General features: G+C 34.5%; 7 protein-coding genes. 6 read left to right on the forward strand and 1 reads right to left on the reverse strand.

Features of this window, described 5'->3' with window-relative positions:
* Window positions 1–120: 120 nt before the first annotated feature.
* Window positions 121–576 carry an Lrp/AsnC family transcriptional regulator gene (locus tag NNH57_RS03830; RefSeq protein WP_074410275.1) on the reverse strand — a complete coding sequence of 152 codons (456 nt, stop codon included), beginning with the start codon at window positions 574–576 and terminating at the stop codon, window positions 121–123.
* A gap of 1,061 nt (window positions 577–1,637) precedes the next feature.
* Here NNH57_RS03830 and NNH57_RS03835 point away from each other — a divergent pair.
* From NNH57_RS03835 to NNH57_RS03860, 6 genes are all read left to right on the forward strand, one after another.
* Entirely contained in the window at window positions 1,638–5,273 is a 3,636-nt protein-coding gene (locus NNH57_RS03835; RefSeq protein ID WP_108808735.1) for an Ig-like domain-containing protein, read from the forward strand.
* A gap of 412 nt (window positions 5,274–5,685) precedes the next feature.
* Window positions 5,686–7,575, forward strand: coding sequence for a M12 family metallopeptidase (locus NNH57_RS03840; protein ID WP_108808736.1), 1,890 nt, complete (start codon window positions 5,686–5,688; stop codon window positions 7,573–7,575).
* Between the two features lie 408 nt (window positions 7,576–7,983).
* Window positions 7,984–9,837 carry a M12 family metallopeptidase gene (locus NNH57_RS03845; protein ID WP_108808737.1) on the forward strand — a complete coding sequence of 618 codons (1,854 nt, stop codon included), beginning with the start codon at window positions 7,984–7,986 and terminating at the stop codon, window positions 9,835–9,837.
* 764 nt (window positions 9,838–10,601) lie between these two features.
* A complete protein-coding gene (locus tag NNH57_RS03850) occupies window positions 10,602–15,329 on the forward strand; it encodes a hypothetical protein (protein WP_108808738.1) in 4,728 nt (1,575 codons plus the stop codon).
* Between the two features lie 34 nt (window positions 15,330–15,363).
* Window positions 15,364–17,430, forward strand: coding sequence for a fibronectin type III domain-containing protein (locus tag NNH57_RS03855; RefSeq protein ID WP_108808788.1), 2,067 nt, complete (start codon window positions 15,364–15,366; stop codon window positions 17,428–17,430).
* 37 nt (window positions 17,431–17,467) lie between these two features.
* Entirely contained in the window at window positions 17,468–21,169 is a 3,702-nt protein-coding gene (locus NNH57_RS03860; protein WP_108808739.1) for a T9SS type A sorting domain-containing protein, read from the forward strand.
* Window positions 21,170–21,199: the final 30 nt, after the last annotated feature.

Below are 21,199 nucleotides of genomic sequence, written 5' to 3' on the forward strand. Positions count from 1 at the left end.
TGTTTTAAAGTTTTCTAAATATATTAATCTCCAGGGCGTCCCTCTTTTAGTAGATATACTTCTTCCCTTATTATTTTTTATTGGATATCTTGAGAATTCTACCTCAGTTTTTATTTATTATTAAAGTTGTACACATTTATTATTTGTGATTTTTCCTCCGGTCACAATATCGGATAGGATAACAGAAGTTGAAGGAGTTCCATATTGAGATAAAATATCGATAAACTGTTCTAAATGATAATTATCCCGTACTACAACTTTCATAATAAGACAATGAACCCCTGTTATTCTACTACACTCCAGGATTTCAGAAAAATTACCAACTAATTCTAAAAAGGGATAAAACTGATTGTCTTTAAAACTCATAGAAATATAGGAAGATAAAGAGTATCCTAGTTTTTCATAATTTAATTCACTGGTATAAGATAATATTACACCTGTATCTTCTAATCTTAGGATTCGTTCACCTACTGCAGATGAAGAAAGCCCAATTTCTCGCCCTATTTGAGCATATGAAAATCTTGAATTTTTTTTTAGTAATTGAATTATTTTTAAATCTAAATTATCTTTTATCATTATTGGTGGGGTTTTGAAAATTTAGTATATAATTAATAAAGAATTAGGCTAAATTTTATTAAAAATGAATTATGGCTGTTTATTTATCGCATAAACTTAGTCATGAATTTGTAATATTCTTAGTTATAATTATCATAAAAATTCTAAATATTTTCTTAAATAAAAAACAAGATAACGTATTGTTATTAAACGATTTCCTTCTATTTGTATAAGATATTTCCTGAGCTTTTTAGTGTGCGTTTTAAATTCTTGGTTTGTTGGCTAAAAAAAACTTAATTCATCGGATAATGATTGTTTTTTCAGGTTAGTCCATTTAGATAGAAACTTGATGTTTAGCTAAATTTGAAAAAGAGAGTAAACCAATTTTAGTTTTTAAGAATTGACACTTGTATTTATGATATTGTATGTCCGTTTTGATACTTAATATATTTTTATAAAAGGTTGAAAAAGTTTTTTTTGGCGAGTTTATAAGCAGATTTGCGATTTCAAAATGTAAAAAGTCCTGAATGAAGCTAAAACGGATATACAATTATAAAATCAAGTTATTTTTTAAGAAGAACAAATTGATTTTTTTCTCACTCTTTTCATAACTAATGTAATACTAGTTACATATTAGTCAAGTATACAAAGAGTATTATGAATTTTAGAAGTTCTGTTTTCTTACTGAAGCGATGAAAATTTATACAAAAAACTTACTTAGTTTTTTCTCAAAATTAGGCTATAGTTATTAAATGACCCTAAGTTAATGGATATAGTTGAGTTTTAGTCTGGTTTTGAGTTTTTCTCCCTACAATACATTGTTGTGTAATGAATAATAAGGAGAAAAAGGGTTTAGGATGAAGAGGTATGAGTAAATCCTCTTCACCTTGATCCTTAATGCAGAATGGTTACATAAATATTTGAAACCAAATAAGGAGCTTAAATATCAATAAAAAGATAACTACTTACTGTGTTGCAATACTTAAAATTTTGAGGACAATATCAGTTTTCTACTCATTTGTATCTACAGAATACTTCTAGAAAAAACAAAATTTAACGCCTTAACACAAATCAAATCTAAAATGAAAAAAAATGTATTTAAATGTATCATGATGATAATCATGATATTACCTCTCAATGTTGCAATGCCTCAAGATAATATTCCAATTCCGTCACCTTTAATTATCCCTAGAAAGGCCAAACCTTTCACATATCATGTGCAAGAGAACAAAATGCAGTATGTTGATTTATCTGCTACTAGTCCTCTTTTTGATTATGGCCCGTTAAATAAAGATACAGCACCAACCTATGTAAGAGAAATACCAATGCGTGCTGGAGTCGGTGAAAATTTTGAAACTATTGGGTTATCAGCTTTTAGAGAGTGGGTTATTGCAGAGCTTCCTAAAAATGGAGATATTTACCACAAGAAACAGTTAATTTCAACACCAGGTAGTATTCCTGATTCACGAGGATTGGTATATATCCCAAATGATGATTTTGAAGGAGTCGATACAATGACCTATTATGCTGTAGAGACAACAGGAAATCAAACCACTAGTGCAACTATCACTTTTAAGGTAAACAGTGCAGAAAACTATGAGATGCCTTTAGGTTTCCCAGCAGATCAGTGGGGTTTGTTTATCGCCGCACCATCAGACCCTGAAGAATGGCCGGAAAGAGAATCTCCTATAGACTGGTATATAGATCTTAATTGTACTAATTGCGCTCCTTTTGGAAGTAAAGGAACACCAAATCAACCTCGTCAGTTTTTACCTCCCGGAGGTACTGTTTTTCAGGCCGGAGCTAAAATTGTTATTAAAGGGGGTACCGCTGATGATAGATATTTTTTGGATAATCAGGGAAAACATATATGGACATTTAATGGAACAGCAGAGAACCCGATCTTTATACTTGGTGATGATAATAGTGTTACTCAACCCATAATAAGTACGTCACTCGATCGACCATCAACCACGGCGTTAACATGCGAAGGTCAAAACTTTGTGATTTCTGGTCTGGCATTCTATAATGTAAGATTATACGGAGGCCGGGGGTCAGTAAATAATGCTGTTGTTCGTCATAGTGAGATAGCCTATGGCAGAATGACAAATGGTACTGCTGTTAATCTTGGAGGCACTCGAAGATCTAGCAATCTTAGTGTTTTTTCTTGTTCTATACATAATAATGGATTTCGGGGTTCTAATTTTGACGAATTTGATGTACATGCTATGGGATATAGTACTGCCTCAGAAAGTATGATTCTGGATGTATTATGTAGTGGTAATGGTGGAGATTCTTATCAGCACCTTCAGAACAATATAAATGGTCTGGTACGTATAGGAAGGCTTAAAGGTCATGGAGAAGGAGAAAATACGGTTGACATTAAAGCACAAGCCGGGGTTTGGGTAGTAGATTGTGATGGTTGGGATATGCGAGAAATAAACTGGTCTAACGGTTCTGGAGGCAATGGGCAATTATTTTTTCAAAATGATGATGATTGCTCTGTAGGCAACTGTAGACAAACAGGAGATATTATTTTTTTAAATAACAGAGGAAGTGATAGCAATGGACCAATGATGGAATCATCAATTGGTGGAGGGCGTCATTATTTGGTAGGAAATGTTGCGTTTGATTCACCCGGATCTGGGATAAATATAGAGAACAGTAATGGAGGAGGCGCTACTGAAACTCATGCTTATTTCAATACCTTTTCTAATGTAGGAATTGGTATGCAAAGTAGGCCTAATGCTTCTATTACACGTGTAGCCTTTAATGTGGTTGATAATCCAAGATATAATGTTTGGATGTTGAACCCCAGTAACCATACTGTGTTTGATTATAATTTTTATACTGATGATCCAGAAACAATGATCTTTCAATGCTGTAGTAATGGTAACCCTAATTTAATAAAAGGTCTATCTTCTTGGCAAACAAGGACAAACCAAGATCTTAATTCTATTGCAGGTGTACAAGCAGATTTTAATCCAGATTTTTCTTTGCAAGAAACTTCAGAGTTAATAGATCAAATTAATCAAGAACAATTAGATACAATAGCACCTGGTATAGCAGATATGCTAAATATTTTGGGAGTCACTTTTGAAGATGCCTTTGGAGTACAACGCCCAGCAAATGGCTCTTATGATGCAGGAGCATCAGAGTTTGGTGCCCCCGGTCCTGGTAATCCTCGCCCAATCGCAAGAGATGATACAGCCACTGTAGATGAAAATAGTACCAATAATAATATTGATGTATTGGTAAACGATGTGTATAGAGGAGATGGTGCTAGTACAGATAATCCTATAGTAATTGTAACTGCACCAGATAACGGTACAGCAACAGTTGATAATAGAGGAACTAACACACAAGGCGATGATCGTGTCGTGTATACCCCAAATGCAGGATATACTGGTTCAGACTCTTTGGTGTATAGAATTCAGGATGGTAATGGAGATACCAATACAGCAAGAGTAAGCATAACTGTGGGAGTTGTGGCAACTCCACCTGTAGCCAATAATGATACAGTAAGTGTTGTACAAGATAGTGATGTCAACATGATCAACGTATTGGCAAATGATGAGAATTTTAACCCAGATGAGGATAGTATTGCAATAGCAACTGCACCAGCCAATGGTACTACGTCTGTTAATGCGACAAATAATTCAATTACATACACACCCAATGCAGGATTTACAGGTTCAGATTCATTTACTTATACGCTTACAGACCCAAATAACGTAACAAGTACTGCAACAGTAAGTGTAACGGTTACCCCTGTGGGCGACACCACTCCGATTCCATTAGAGAATGGAGTGCCCATAACAGATATCAGCGGCCCTGATGAAGCAAAATTTTATTATACATTAGAGGTACCTGTCGGAGCAACAGATTTGGTATTTGAGTTAACAACACCTGCAGGAGGTTCTGGAAATGGAGATTTATATATAGGTTTTGAAAAAGCGCCAACATTTACAGATAATATTTGTAAATCAGAAAGTAATTCTAGGCCTACTAATGAGCGATGTGAAATTTCTGATCCAGTACAGCCAGGAACATATTTCGTGTTCGTAAACCCGTTTAAAGAAGCGATTAATAATTTAACGCTAACAGCTAGTTATACAGTACCGATTCCATCAGTACCCGTATTGCAAAACGGTGTACTGGTTACCGATATTACGGCAAAAAAAGGAGAAGAACGTCGCTATATAATGGTAGTACCTACGGGAGCAACAGATTTATCGTTCAAATTAATAAAAGGTAATGGTACAGGAGATGCCGATCTATATATAAACCTTGATGCACCAGCAACATTTACAGATAGAATTTGTGCATCTATAGGGAATACAAGTAACGAAGAGTGTTTAATCCCAGATCCAGTACAGCCAGGAGTGTATCATGTACTGGTAAATGCATCAAATGATATTGCGGGAATAACATTGGTAGGAAGTTATACTGAGTCATCGAGTACTGCAGGTGCTGATGTGGCAAATATTATGATTTCTCCAATTCCGGCAAATGATCATATTAATGTACAGTTACCTAACGTAGAATCGGGTAGGGTGGCTGTATTCGATCTTGTAGGAAATCTTTTATTAGAAGAGTCTTTTGCAAATACATCAAAAGTTGCACTAAATGTTAGTAGTCTTCCTAAAAGAAAATTATATGTCATGAAGATAACAACGAAAGATGGTAGAACCTATGTTAAGAAGATGATCAAGTAAAAAGAATATTAATTTTTAAGGTTAAAAAGTGACTAGTCCTAACAAAACTGTAAAGGTTTTTTTAGGACTTGTTTTATTTTAACCTGAATTCTAAAGCAGATTGAAAAAAAAAGTAAAGTTCATATTGTTTGCAATCATTGCCAAAATACAGATCAAAGGAATTTATGGTAATAAACACTTTATTCAGTGGGTGTAAACCTATTTTTTAGAAGAAAATGAGCTTTTTGCACTTATCTATATAGTGTAATTTTGCCCCACCCTCTTGTTATTTTTAACCTAGGAATCTTTTTAAGAAGCTCCTACTGATGATAAAACCTCTTCTTGTTAAATATATAAGAGATTTAAAATCTTCTGTGCTACAAAAAAACCAAGAAAAGTTCAATACTAAACAATCAATTTAAAGTAATTATTAATGAAAAATCATTTTAAAATTAAAAGGCTTACCGTTTATACAGTGGCATTAAGTTCATTTCTTATTTCTTGTGAAAAAGAGATACCTGAGGCTATAGAAGAAGAAAGCGTAGAACATGTTTTGGAGGATACCAATGTTTCTGTTGAAAAAGCATATCCCAATACGACAGGAGAATGGGTAGAGATTCAATTATATGGAGAAAAGGTAATGGTAGAAAAAATAGGAGAAAATTATATCTTGGAAGGGGATATGTTAGTAATTCCTGATAACATGGTTAAACAAAAAAATCAAAAAAGTGTGGGGAGAACACGACTTGATACCCGATGGCCAAATAAAACCGTTTATTATGCGATACAAAGCAGTATACCTAAAGATAAAAAAGAGTCTATAAAAAGTGCGATAGCACACTGGGAAACTCATACTCCCTTAAAATTTGTACGACGAGAGAATGGCTCTAGTCAATCAGATTACGTGTTTTTTAAGAAAGGTAATGGATGTTCATCTTATGTAGGTCGTGTTGGAGGCCGGCAAGAGATTATTATAGGTGAAGGTACTTATTGTACTCGAGGAAATATTATTCATGAAATTGGCCATGCCGTAGGACTCTATCATGAGCACAGTAGAAAAGATCGAGACCAATACGTCAAAATTCATTATAAGAATATAGAATCAGGTAGGGAATCTAATTTTTTGAAATATGAAGAACTGGGGGCTGACGGAAATGAATTTACTTCTTCATTAGATTTTAATAGTATTATGATGTATGACTCGTATGCTTTCACAAAAAGTCTCAGAAAACCTACTATGACCTATCTCAATGGAACCCCTTTTGCCTCTAATAGAAGTTTTTTAAGTACTGGTGATATCGAAGGGATTAAAAAAATGTATCCTGGTCTTAGAGAGTTTACCCAAAAAAGATGGGCAACTAGGCAAGGAGGATTTTGGGACCCTCAATATCAACAATGGTTAACCGGTGATTTTAATGGCGATGGTAAGGAGGATTTTGCACATGTTTTTAACCATGATCATCGTACAAGTATTAATGTACATATATCTAATGGTTCTGGTTTTTATTTACAAACATGGGCAACTAAGCAGGGGCCGTATTGGAATGCTCTATATCAACAATGGGTGAGCGGTGATTTTAATGGAGATGGTAAGGATGATATTGCACAAATTTATAACGAAGAAAATCATTCGACTATTAATGTGCATGTATCTAATGGCTCTGGTTTCACTTTAAAAAGGTGGGCCACTAAGATAGGAGGGTACTGGGATGCTCAATATCAACACTGGTTGAGTGGTGATTTTAATGGAGATGGATTTTGTGATATTGCCCATGTTTTTAACCATGAAAATGGTGCAAGTATTGATGTACGTGTATCTAATGGCTCTAATTTCTTTTCACGTAGATGGGCAACTAGAGTAGGACCATATTGGAATGCCTTATATCAAAAATGGGTGGTTGGCGATTTTGATGGGAATGGTAAGGATGATATTGGACAAATTTATAACGATGCGCATCGCGCGACTATTAATGTGCGTATATCTAATGGCTCTAGTTTTTCTAATCATAGATGGGCTACCAGATATGGTAGTTATACTAAAGAGGGTTCTCAACAATGGGGAGCAGGTGATTTTGATGGAGATGGGGCTGACGATATTTTTGTAGCTGAAGATTTTTTAGGAAAAGCCAATTTAAGCGTGTACAAATCGAGTGGTTCAGATTTTGGTTTGCCCTATCGTAAAGGCACCCAACAGGGCGGCTATTGGCCTTCTCAACAATGGAGAGTTGGTGATTTTAATGGAGATGGATACTATGATTTCTTAAAAGCCTTTAATGATGGAGGATATGCAACTATAGATGTACATCTTTCAACAGAGAAGTAGCTATATACCATCATATGTCATGATTATTGATTTATTACTATAATATGGAGTACTATTATTTCCCTTACTCCCTATATATTCCCCTAGACCTCAATAGGGGAATATATATCCTTCCTTTAAGGAGAGAGGTGGGACTAGTACAATTATATGCACAAAACTGTATATTTTATATTAAAAACCTGAGTTCGATTAATATTAGATATTCCATAAAAACTGTCAATTCGAGTGGTTTTTCATAGTGAAACGGAGAAAAATTGTATCGAGAATAGGTTTTTAGTACTGAAATTCTGGCTTTCGATACAAAATTCTTCACAGAATTTCACTCAAACTGACGCATTTCAGATTAATCGAACTCAGGTTAAAAGGAAAATTTATTGTACACCCCTAACTAATTTAAATTAATTATTAATGAAAAATGATTTTAAAATTAAAAGGTTTACCATGTACACAATGGTATTAAGTTTATTTCTTATTTCTTGCGAAAAAGAAACACCTGAGACTATAGACGAAGGCGTAGAAAATATTTTGGTGAATACCGATGTTTCTGTCGAGCAAGCATATCCCAATGCGAGAGGAGAATGGGTAGAGATTCAATTGAATGGACAATCAGTAATGGCAGAAAAAATAGAGGAAGATTATATTTTTGATGGAGACATACGGGTGATTCCTGATGCTATGGTTAAAAGAAAACATCAAAAAAGTACAGGAAGAACTCAAGCACGATGGCCAAATAATACGGTATATTATACGATAGATAGAGATTTGCCTAATAAAGAACGAGTAACGTATGCAATAGCACACTGGGAAACTAATACTTCTCTAAAATTTATACCCCGAACGCATCAATCAGATTATGTTCATTTTAAGAAAGGTAGTGGATGCTCATCTAATATAGGTCGTGTTGGAGGTCAACAAAATATTATTTTAGCTTCCGATTGTACAATGGGGGTTGTTATTCACGAAATCGGTCATGCCGTAGGATTATGGCATGAGCAAAGCAGAGTAGACAGAGACCAATACGTCACAGTTCATTATGAAAATATAGAACGAGGTAGAGCAAATAATTTTCAAACGTATATAGAGCAAGGGTTTGATGGAGATGAATATACCCAAGCATTAGATTTTGGAAGTATTATGTTGTACGATTCGTATGCTTTTTCAAAAAATAACAAACCTACCATGACCAGAAAAAAAGATGGAAGAATTTTTTATTCGCAACGAAATGGTTTGTCAAGAGGAGATATGCAAGGAATTGCAAGGATGTACCCTGCTGTGAGTAGATTTACTGCACAAAGATGGGCAACTAAACAAGGAGGATTTTGGGATCCTGAATATCAACAATGGTTAACCGGTGATTTTAATGGCGATGGTAAGGAGGATTTTGCACATGTTTTTAACCATGATCATCGTACAAGTATTAATGTACATATATCTAATGGTTCTGGTTTTTATTTACAAACATGGGCAATTAAGCAAGGGCCGTATTGGAATGCTCTATATCAACAATGGGTGAGCGGTGATTTTAATGGAGATGGTAAATTTGATATTGCACAAATCTATAATGAGGAAAATCATTCGACTATTAATGTACATGTATCTAATGGCTCTGGTTTTACTTTACAAAGATGGGCTACCAAGATAGGAGGGTATTGGGATGCTCAATATCAACACTGGTTGAGTGGTGACTTTAATGGAGATGGCAAGTATGATATTGCACATATTTTTAACCAAGAAAATGGTACAAGTATTGATGTACGTGTATCTAATGGCTCTAATTTTTCTTCACAAAGGTGGGCAACTAAAGTAGGACCGTATTGGAATGCCCTATATCAAAAATGGGTGGCTGGCGATTTTGATGGAAATGGTAAGCATGATATCGGACAAATTTATAATGATGCACATCGTGCGACTATTAATGTGCGTATATCTAATGGCTCTAGTTTTTCTAATCATAGATGGGCTACCAGATATGGTAGTTATACTAATAGGGATTCTCAAAAATGGGGAGCAGGTGATTCTAATGGAGATGGGGCTGACGATATCTTTGTAGTTGAAGATTCTTCAGGAAGGGCGAATTTAAGCGTGTATGAATCAAGTGGCTCAGGTTTTGGTTTCCCCCAGAGGAGAGCTACCCAACAATGGGGCTATTGGCCTTCTCAACAATGGAGGGTTGGTGATTTTAATGGAGATGGATTTTATGATTTTTTAAATGCCTATAATGATGGAGGGTATGCGAGTATAGATGTGCATGTTGCAAACTAAAAGTAGCTATATACCCTCATATTGTATTTATGACTATTAGTTTATTAATATAAGGTGTGCTACAAATTTTCTTTACTCCCTTCCTTTTTGGGGTGGGGAGAAAAGAAAATCTTGCAAAAAAAGAGAAATTTACTGTACATCCTTTAAAATTTTAAAACTGGTCCAAATCATCTTGAATTTTTTAATTGGCTGCAAAATGATTTTTTGCTTCTACATTTTACCTTTTTTCTTTCCTCTGATAGGTAACTCAACAAGGGTTGTGTTCAGATACAAAATTTCAATTTTTTGCTTCAATCAAAAAAAATAAATGATTTCACTTTATTGAAAGATAAGTTTTAAGAACTTATCTTTTTTATATACTCATTTTAACCTGAATTCTAAAAACAATCTATCCAAAAAATAAAGCCTACTCTGCTTATAATTACTATGAAAATACAGATCAAAGGTTTTATTGTTAATAAACACTTTATTCAATGGGTATAAGTCTGTTTTTTCAAGAAAAAGAGTTTTTTACACTTGTGTAAGTTGTATAATTTTATTCTCCATTTGTTACTTTTTTGACCTAGATGTTCCTTCTAGTATTGCTTAAACTAAGAAGTTTTTTATTATGATAAAACCTTTTCTTATGAATTTACGTAGATACTATTGTTTCTGATATATGTGTGTGAAAAATGTAATAGTGTTTATTGAAAAATTGTAAAAATTAAATCTTAGTATATCGATTAAAGAGGATACTATTTTTTACCCAAATCTTAAATGTTTCTATGAAAGTAAAATTATACTTAGTCCTGTTTTGTTTTGCATTAAATTCATTTTTTGTTACAGCTAATGAAAAAGATTCTTTGTTAATAGATAAAAAGGATAGAATTGAAAAGGAAAAAAATAATGATGAATTTGCTTATTTAAAAGAATTGGATAACAAGTTTCCCATTCAGAACTTACTAAAGAAAACATCTTCAGAATTTAATTTTGATACTATAGAAAATGAGTTTGCGGAAACTCCTCTAAGTGTCAATACTTCTAGAACAATAGCAAAAAAATGGTTTGAGAAAATAGAAAAATTAGGAACTTGGATATCCTCTTTCGCTACTAGTAATAGCCAAGCACTACCCGTAGGGATTAAAAAAGAAATAAATGGAGTAGAATATCAGTTGGGTTTTATCAAAGCTAAATTTACCAAGGATTATACAGAACTTACAGTTTTTGCAAGAGCTATATTACCTCAAACCGATGAAAAAGGAAATCCAATTGACCTCTATTTTGGAGCTGACAATATTAAACTATCCCATCAAGGAGGCATTATCGGAGAAGCCAAGCTTGTACTATTAGGAGATATGTTTATCCCTTTTAATGCAGGAAATTGGTTACTTACTCTTAAAGGAGGATTAGATTATACTACAGGTGCTATTGATAATAAAACATTTGTAGTTATTGATTGTGATGGAGTAAAGGAAATGGGAATAGCAGGAGAAGTACAGTTTTCTAGAAATCTAATCCTGCCCGTAGATGAAAAAGGAAATTCTTTGGCAGATACACGGACATATATTGGAGCGGATAATAAAACTACTCAAATACCCAATCGAGTAACTGGTACTTTTAAAACAACAGCTTCAGACTGGAATGACCTTATTGTAAATATTAATCTTTCGCCATTTGTATTGGTAAGTCAACCCGATAAATTTGTCTTTTCTGCAAATCAGGCTGTTTTTGATTTTAGTGATTTAAGGACAGAAAATGTTGATTTTCCACAATATTATTTTGATGAAGGATTATTGCTTCCTGATATAGAATCCTGGAGAGGTATATATATAGCTTCTTTACAGGTAGGTTTGCCAAAAGAATTTAAAACCAAACAAAGTATTTCTGCAAATAGTAGGGTTCAATTTGAAGCTGCAAATTTGTTAATAGATAGCTACGGTGTTTCGGGATATTTTACTGCAAAAAATCTTTTTACTATTGATTCTGGGCGTACATCAACATCAAAATCCTGGGCATATTCTATAAACAAGATTGGTATTGATATTGCTTCTAGTCAATTGATCGGAGCTGATTTTGAAGGAGAAATACAACTTCCTATTTCTGCTGCGAAGGAAAATAAGAATACTAAAAATGGATTAACATATAAAGGAATCATTTCTGAAGATGAATATTCATTAACAGTATCTGCAATCGATACCTTAGATTTTGATATTTTTAGCGCAAAAGCAGAACTACTGCCCAACTCTTCGGTAGAATTAAGGGTAGTAGAAGGTTCTTTTAGGCCTAAAGCAATCTTGAATGGAAGCATGTCTATAGCTGCGAACCAGAAAACCTCGCTAAGCAATTCGGGAGCGGGTAGTACTAGTAAAACAGTTGATTTTAAAGGAATAGAATTTCAAAACCTTATTCTTCAAACAGAATCACCAGTTATTCAAGTTGATTATTTGGGATATACAGGAAGTGTGGCATTAGCAAATTTCCCTGTTTCGATTAATAATATCGCCTTTAATTCTAATGATAATGAAGCAGGTATTGAATTTGATCTTAGAGTGAATCTAATGGGTAAAGGAAGCAAAGGTTTTTCTGCGGATACTCGCCTTGGAATTTATGGAAAATACAGAGAGGAAGAATATAGGCAACAATGGAAATATGATCGGATAGAATTATCCAGAATAAATTTAGAGGCTAATTTGGGGGCGATTCAACTTAAAGGAACATTAGAACTCATGGATGATGATCCTGAATATGGAGATGGATTTTCTGCCGATGTAGAAGGTACTTTTGGTAGTTTTGGGCCCATAACCAGTAAAGCAATTTTTGGTAAAAAAGACTTTAGATACTGGTATGTAGATGCAGCAATTTATGGATTAAAAATACAGGCAGGACCATTACAGATAAATGGTTTTGCGGGAGGAGCATTTTATAAAATGAGTAGAAAACCTACCACAGGTTCATCTTTTTCTCCTTCAGGGCTTTCTTATATTCCAGATGAAAATATAAATCTTGGTGTAAAAGCTATGGCATTAGGAGCTATTGGAGATGAAAGTGCAATGGCTATCTCAGCAGGATTTGAAATAGAATTTAATGGTAGTGCAGGAGTAAATCGCCTTGGCTTTTTTGGAGAAGCACAAGTTATGAAAGCATTTGATTTTTCTAATCCAGTAAATAAGCTTAAAGAAAAACTTGGTCAATTGGCAAACAACGAATTGGTACAAGGAGCATTAGATACCAAATCGGGTAAAACATTTTTACAAAAAGCATCAGAAGAATATGAAACTGAGATCGTTGGTGAAGCAGCAATTAGTGCAAAACTAGGTATGGATTTCGATTTTGTAAATGATTCTTTTCATGCAACACTCGATCTTTATGTAGATGTTGCAGGAGGAGTTATTGAAGGAAGGGCATCAAATGGTAGAGCTGGTTATGGGGTGGTACATGTTTCTCCCGACGAGTGGTATGTGCATATGGGAACACCAACAGATCGACTTGGATTAAAAATGAACGTAGGCCCTATATCACTGGAAACAGGTGGGTATTTTATGATGGGAGATAATATTCCTTCAAGCCCTCCTCCTCCTCCGATAGTAGCCAGTATACTTGGTATAGATGCCAATAGTCTCGACCACGGAAGAGATGAAGGCTCTTTGGGGCAAGGAAGAGGATTTGCGTTTGGTGCTGATTTTAAGGTAGATACAGGGGATTTGAGATTCCTAATCTTATATGCCCGTTTTCAGGCAGGAGTTGGCTTTGATCTAATGCTCAAAGATTATGGCAATGCGCGGTGTGTAAATACCGGTGATGAAGTAGGGATTAACGGATGGTATGCTAACGGACAGGCTTATGCATACTTACAGGGAGAACTCGGGATTAGGATTAAGTTATTCTTTAAAAAGAAAAAAATACCGATTATCAAAGGTAGTGCAGCAATATTGATGCAGGGTAAAGGGCCTAACCCATACTGGTTTAAAGGATATGCCGGAGGGAAATACAGTTTACTAGGAGGATTCATTAAAGGAAAATACAGATTTAAGATTACTATTGGAGAAGAGTGTGAATTCGATAATGCATCTCCTTTAGGAGGGCTTAAAATGATTACCGATCTAACCCCAAAAGATGGAGGAAGTGATGTTGATGTCTTTGCATCACCTCAGGCAACTTTTGCCTTAAAAGTAAATGAGCCGATAGTTTTACCTGAAGATGATGGAGATAAAACCTATAAAGTGATACTTGAAAAATTCACACTTACAGATGAATTAGGAGCTGAGATTGTAGGTAAACTAGAATGGGGACTTTATAAGGATAGAGCAACCTTTGTCTCAGATGATATTTTACCCCCTGAAACTAAACTAAAAGCTTCAGTAGAAGTAAGTTTTCAGGAGAAAATAAATGGCGTGTTCCAAACTATTCTCGAAAATGGACAAAAAGCAATTGAAATAGAAGAAAGGACTTTTGTGACAGGAAATGCACCCAACAATATCCCCTTGTCAAATATTTTATATTCATATCCTGTGGTAGACCAGCAATTATTCTATTTTGGTGAATACCCTAACGGATATATTCAATTAAAAAGAGGGCAAGATTATCTTTTTGATGACAAGCAATGGAAAAGCACATTACGGTATATAGATGAAAACGGCAGTCAGGATGAATTTGATTTTGGATATTCGAATGCAGATAATAAGATAACTTATAAATTGCCTAGAGTAAGTAGAGACACCAAATATCAGATGTCTATTGTTAGTACCTCTAAGGGAGCAGATGGTGGCACTAAGGATCAAGAAGAAACTAAGATCACCAATTTTGATGATCAAAATACATTGAGTATAACTAGTAATATAGCTCAAAATGTGTTCAGAGAAGGAGAAATAGATAGATTAACCTATGATTTTAAAACCAGTACTTACAAAACTTTTAAAAACAAAGTAAATAGTATTGATATTAATAATAACAGTTATGAAAAAATAAACTCCCTGGTCATTAATCTTGTCTCTAGAATAGATACACATGAAGGGTTTGATTTGGTCGAATTACATGGAAATAAGTTTTCTCAAAATACACCTCTTGTAGTTGTAGAATCGGATTTAAAAGACTCCTATTTTAATAGGGACATAAATCCAGTGTTATATCAAAAATACCCAGAGGGAAGTAAGTTTAGCACTAGTGTTAAGAGGGATTATTCTATATATGGATATGTACCTAAAAAAGCAGTCCCAATAATAGGAAGTTATCTAACGAGTCTCGAAAATAATATAGATATAGACTTTAGGGCAACCAGTTTCCCGTTTAGGTACAATTTGGCCCAGGTATACTATCAGGATTTTGAAAACATTCAGGACGCCGTACGTTTATCTTATGTTAGAGGTTTGGGGACTACTCCTCAAGAGTTAAGCATTCTTTCTGAATACTTTAAGTTCATATCCTATGGTAAATACACCATAAACCTAAAATATACTTTGCCTGGAGGAATAAAAGGAACTTCTGCAACCTATAAATATACTAACCCTATTAAATAAGTTGATGATGCCGATTGAGAAAAGAAATATAAGTATGTATAGGAAATCGATATATCTGTTGTTTTTTATGTTTTTTTTGGTGAGTTTTTCTCAAGAAAACCCAAAAGATGAGGTAAAAGTTGTAGCGAGAGCCAATACAGGTAAAATTCTACTTAGATGGGGTGTCACTACTCCATCAGCATGGCTTAAAGCTAATACATATGGATATGTTATAGAACGTTATACTATCTTAAAAAAAGGTCAATTAGTAAATCCACCAATAAAAAAAGTTATTACCCCAACTCCATTGCTTCCCGGTCCTGTTAAAGATTGGGGAAAAATTTCCGAGACTAATGATTATGCAGCCATTCTTGCACAAGCTTTATACGGAGAAAGTTTTGAAGTCGAGGAAATGCAACAAGGTGGTCTAGCGTCGATTGTTAACAAATCTAGAGAAATAGAACAACGTTTTTCTTTTGGGCTATTTGCTGCTGATATGAATTTTGAAGCAGCAAAACTAGCAGCTTTGGGATACGAAGACAGGGATGTCGTTGCTGGAGAAGAATACCTGTATATAATACAAACAGCAGTTCCTGAGTCACTTTTGAATATTGAAGAAGGAAAGGTGTCTGTAAAAATGTCAAATATAGAACCTTTACCTCCTCCTATAGATTTGATTGCCGTACCTAGAGATAAGAGCATTATGCTTACCTGGGAATATGATCTTTTCAAATCTATATATACATCATACTATGTAGAACGATCAGAAGATGGTACAAATTATAAAAGGCTGGGGGGGGATACTCCACTGGTTAATTTAAATGACTCTCCAGAAAACCCTGTAAAAAGAATGTTTTATATTGATACACTACCTCAAAACAATAAAAAATATTATTATAGGGTATTAGGGATATCTCCATTTGGAGAGCAAAGTGACCCTTCTAAAGTAGTGTTGGCAGAAGGTATAAAAGAACTTACTGCAATTCCTTTTATATCCAAGCATGAAATTAATGCTTCAGGTAATATTATCATTTCATGGGATTTTAAAAAAGAAGCAGAAAATGAAATTAGTGGGTTCGAACTCAATTGGGCACCAAAAGAAAAAGGCCCTTATAAAGTTGTAAAATCTGACCTATCTCCTAATAGTCGAACTACAGTATATACACAACCTGAAGAGTCTAGTTATTTTAGAATATCTGCGATTGGAAAAAATAACCAAAGCACAAGCTCATTAACTGCTTTTGTACAAACTATAGACTCATTGCCGCCTGTTGCTCCAAATGGTTTGCAGGCCGTTATTGATACATTAGGTATTGTAACCTTAAAGTGGAATCCTAATTTAGAAAATGATATGTTGGGGTATAGAGTTTTCAGAGGGAATAGAAAAAATGACGAACTATCGCAGATTACTATAGATCCAATAGTTAAGAATAGTTTTATAGACACCGTACAAGTTAAATCTTTAAACGCCTCTATTTTTTATCAGGTTGTAGCTGTTGATAAACGGTATAATATGTCAGAATACTCAGACCTTCTTGAGCTTAAAAAACCAAGTTTAGTACCGCCATCATCACCTGTGTTTTCAGCATATAAAGTTAACAACAGTGCTATTTCCCTTACATGGATAAATAGTACTAGTGCTAACATTAAAAACCATCTACTGTATAGGAAAAATGTAGAAAAATCAGAATGGAAGTTACTTTTTAAAACAGATACCGTATCGACATATACAGATGCTCAAATTAATCCTGGAATCAAATATCGTTATGCGATATATGCAGAAAACGAAGCAGGAATTCAATCAGTTTCATCTACTCCAGTTACCGTTACAAGTAGGATATCTGTCGATGAAGATTTTGTTAAGGGATTCACGGTGATATCCGATAGGGCAAACAATAAAGTCCTCTTAAACTGGAGGAAAATGTCTGCTATGATTACAGAAATTCTAATTTATAAATCAAAGAAAGAAGAGAAACCTACCTTATGGAAACAGCTACCTGGCTCAATTAATAAATTGACTGATGAATCTGTTTCTCCAAATAATACGTATGTATATCAAATAAAAGCTATTTCCAACAAGGGAAATCACTCTAAATTGAAAAAAAAGGAAATAAAGTTTTGAGAAAATAAACCTTATTCTGTTATACAAAATTGTAACAATGAATGATGTAAAAAAGAATGAAACTATGACCAATGTATATAAAATGCCCCTAACTATTAACTATAAGAGTATCATGTCAATGCTAGTTTTTGTAATGATGTGTGCTGGTATATTTGCTCAGGCTGGTGATACTACAACAGAGAAAACAAAAATAGTAGTAGAGGAATTTATTCGTGGACTGGGATTTGATCCTCGTACAGATCAGATAAGTGTTTTTGCTGTGTACGAAGACCCTACCAAAGGATATGTTATACCTGACTTTGGAGGCAAGCCTGCAACAAATGGCCAACAGTTTATTTTTTGGAGTAAATTTTTCTATTATGACGTTTTTAAATATCCCTTTAATACAGCACCCAATAATCCGTTACAAAAAGATTATATATCGTTTGGCGATTTTAATGAGGGTGTTCAGAAATCTATTAGTCATAATCAATCTAGAGTTGCTCCTTTTAATCAATATTTGCAACGAGAATATTACTTTGAGCATAAAGTAAAAGAAATCCGTATTCATTTTAATTATAGAAAAAAAAAGAACAGTAGTGATAGACATGAGGAAGTATATTCTTTTCCTGTTGGTGGGGTAGATCCATGTCAACCACAAACGATCAATACAGGAATTGTTAATGGTAGCCTCCCTGTGGGGCGTGATATAAACCCCCAAAGTATTAATTTTAGATTTAGAGTAATTCCTTTGCCGGGTATAACAAGAGGAGGCTCTGGTGTTAATATAGCAGGATTTAATGATCCAATGAGAGTCAATGCCACTGGTCCTCATCACCCCAATGTATACCATTGGAAATATAGAATAGAAGGAGAAGGAGGGTCAAACATACGGCCAATAGCAAACGCTTTCAGACAAGGAGATTTTGCTAATGGTAATCTTGGTTTTGTTAATAAAACCAATTATCTATGGATCGACATTCCTACTGCTCCTAATAGATCGATATTTGACTTAAGACCAAGTGATTTTTTAGGAGGACTCGGTAATGAAGATACCTTTTTGGATAAAACCATTATCATAGGAGCATTTTCAAGGAATGGATGTGATAGTCATACCGTACATCATAATTTTACATCATTTAGGATCGTTAGGTCTGCACCCTATTTTCAAATTGAAAGGAATACACCTGTAACTTGTAAAGGTGGAAGTGATGGTGAAGTATCCATTAATTTTACTCCATTTAAGTCTGGTGATCAATTAAATTTCACACTACATAAAAAACTTGCCAGTGGTATTTATGATACTGGTGTAGCGTATTCAAATATAACCCCTACAGGAACAGTATCCAGTATGACGTTTTCTAATCTCCCGGCAGGGGATTATAAATTCGATAACCTTATAGGGAAGTATATACGAGGTGGGGTTCTTCAGAATTTTTATACAGATGGAGAATTCCATACATTAGAATTTACCGTAAGGGAACCAGATGCAGTTGCTTTTGCAAGGGAACCAGCCGATGATAAAACAGATGTTTGGTGTTTTGATGGGGCTGATGGTGAGATTTTATTAACTGCTACAGGAGGTGTAGGTGGATATCAATATCTTTTGAGAAAAGAAAGCGACACTTTTGGAACCAATTGGATCTCATTTGCTTCGGGAACAACACATTCTATTACAGGATTAGAGATTGATACGTATTATATAAAATTGAGGGATAGAAATGGTTGTATTTCAAAAGATACTTTAAATAATGATCTAGTGAAACAGGTAATGATAGATAAGCCTGATGCCCCGGTCGATGTTGAGGTAGAACTTATTAACGAACCAAGAGCTTTTGGTTTTGAAGATGGAAGAATGAGTGCTAGAATTTTTAACGGAACTCCTTTTACAGATGGCACGTATACATTTGTATGGAAAAATGAAAGAGGGGATGTACTCAATACAGCTATAAATACAGTCCTTTCTGGCGATCAGGGATATCAAACCCTACTGCATTCAGTTGGGGCAGGAGTGTATACTCTAGATGTATTTGATGCTAATTTTAACCCTGCTACTGATAAAAAAGGATGTTTTGTAACCAATATTCAGTTTAATTTACAGCAACCAGAGCCGTTAGAAGTTACTATAGAAGTTTTTAACCTTATTTCATGTCATATCGAAAATGAATATAGCGACGGAATTGATTTTATCGACCCTATTGGGATTGCAGATCAGTTTCAGGATGGAGCGTTAATAGCAACTGTAACAGGAGGTGTTCCTTTTGATAAAACTACTCTTGCTAAAGCTGGAGAGTGTAGAGAAAATTTTAGTTTGTATTGTTATCGTTGGAAAAAAAATGTAGGTGGAGTTTGGCAAGACATTGCTGATAATGATGAGATTATTGAGGGATTGAGTGTAGGCACTTATGCATTAAATGTTGAGGATGCAAATGGAATTGTTTTAGGAACTTATGAAGAGTATACAGATATTGATGGCTCTAGAGAATATAGACTAATTCAGGCTGTTGATAGTACAAAATATTTAGCACAACCTGATAAACTAGAAATTTCCTTTCAAAATACAGAAGTGACTTGTGCTAGCGGAGGTGATGCAACAGCAAAAGCTGTGGTTACAGGTGGAACAAAACCATATACATATCAATGGAGTAACGGAGAGACAACATCAACAATAAACAATCTCATAGCAGGTACTTATCTTGTTTTTGTAATAGACGCCAAAGGATGTGAGATTGAAGGTAGAATAAAAATTGATCAACCTAACGGGATTGAAATAACCCCGATATCAGTAATATCACCAACATGTTTTGGTGGGAATGATGGAAGCATACGTGTAGATGTCGAAGGAGGCAGCCCTCCTTATCGTTATCGTTGGAATACAGGTAGTACATCATCTACTAATATTACAAATTTATCTTCAGGGATCTATAGCATAGAAGTAACCGATAGTAAAGGGTGTAAAGCTATTTATGAAGAAATATTAAAAGATCCAGATCCTGTTGTTGTTCGCTTAGAGAATAAAAGAACTCTTTGTAAAGATCAATCATTTAATCTTGATATTACAATTGATGATCCTGGAGCGACGTATTCATGGTCAGGTGATAATGGGTTTACGAGTTCGAATAGTAAAGTAGAACTTAATCAATCAGGCAGATACATTGTGACTATTACAAATAGTATTGGATGTGTTGGAGTAGGAGAAATAGAGGTAGAAGTTACAAATATTCCAATAGATTCAGATTTTTTGATTACTACTCAGGCATATACTAATCAGGAGGTTATACTGGTCAATATTAGTGAGCCAATTGGGGAAACAATAGAATGGACAATCCCTGAAGGAGTAGAAGTAGTTTCTGAAACAGAGGATCAAATAGTTCTCGTATTCGATGAAGAAGGATCGTATGATGTTATTCTGAGGTCAACTCAAGGAGACTGTTATCAGGATTTCACAAGAACTGTTTTAGTTCAACCAACGATAGTGGGGCCAGCAGTCTCTAATTCTGAAAATGATTTTATAGAAGAGTTTATTGTATTTCCTAACCCCAATGGAGGCAATTTTCAAACCAAGATTGGTCTGACAGAAGAGTCTAATGTAACATTGAAGATCATAAGCCTAATGTCTGGTGCAATAGTAGATCAACGTGTCGAGGGCAGCAATATTGACTTTTTACTAGACTATTCTCTTGCCTTACCCACAGGAGTATACTTAATGTTATTAGAAACACCTAGAGGTTCAGAAACCCGTAAACTGGTGTTTGAATAGACATTTCTATTTCTCTCTAAGTTTTGTAAT

Source organism: Aquimarina spinulae (assembly GCF_943373825.1).
GTDB lineage: Bacteria > Bacteroidota > Bacteroidia > Flavobacteriales > Flavobacteriaceae > Aquimarina > Aquimarina spinulae.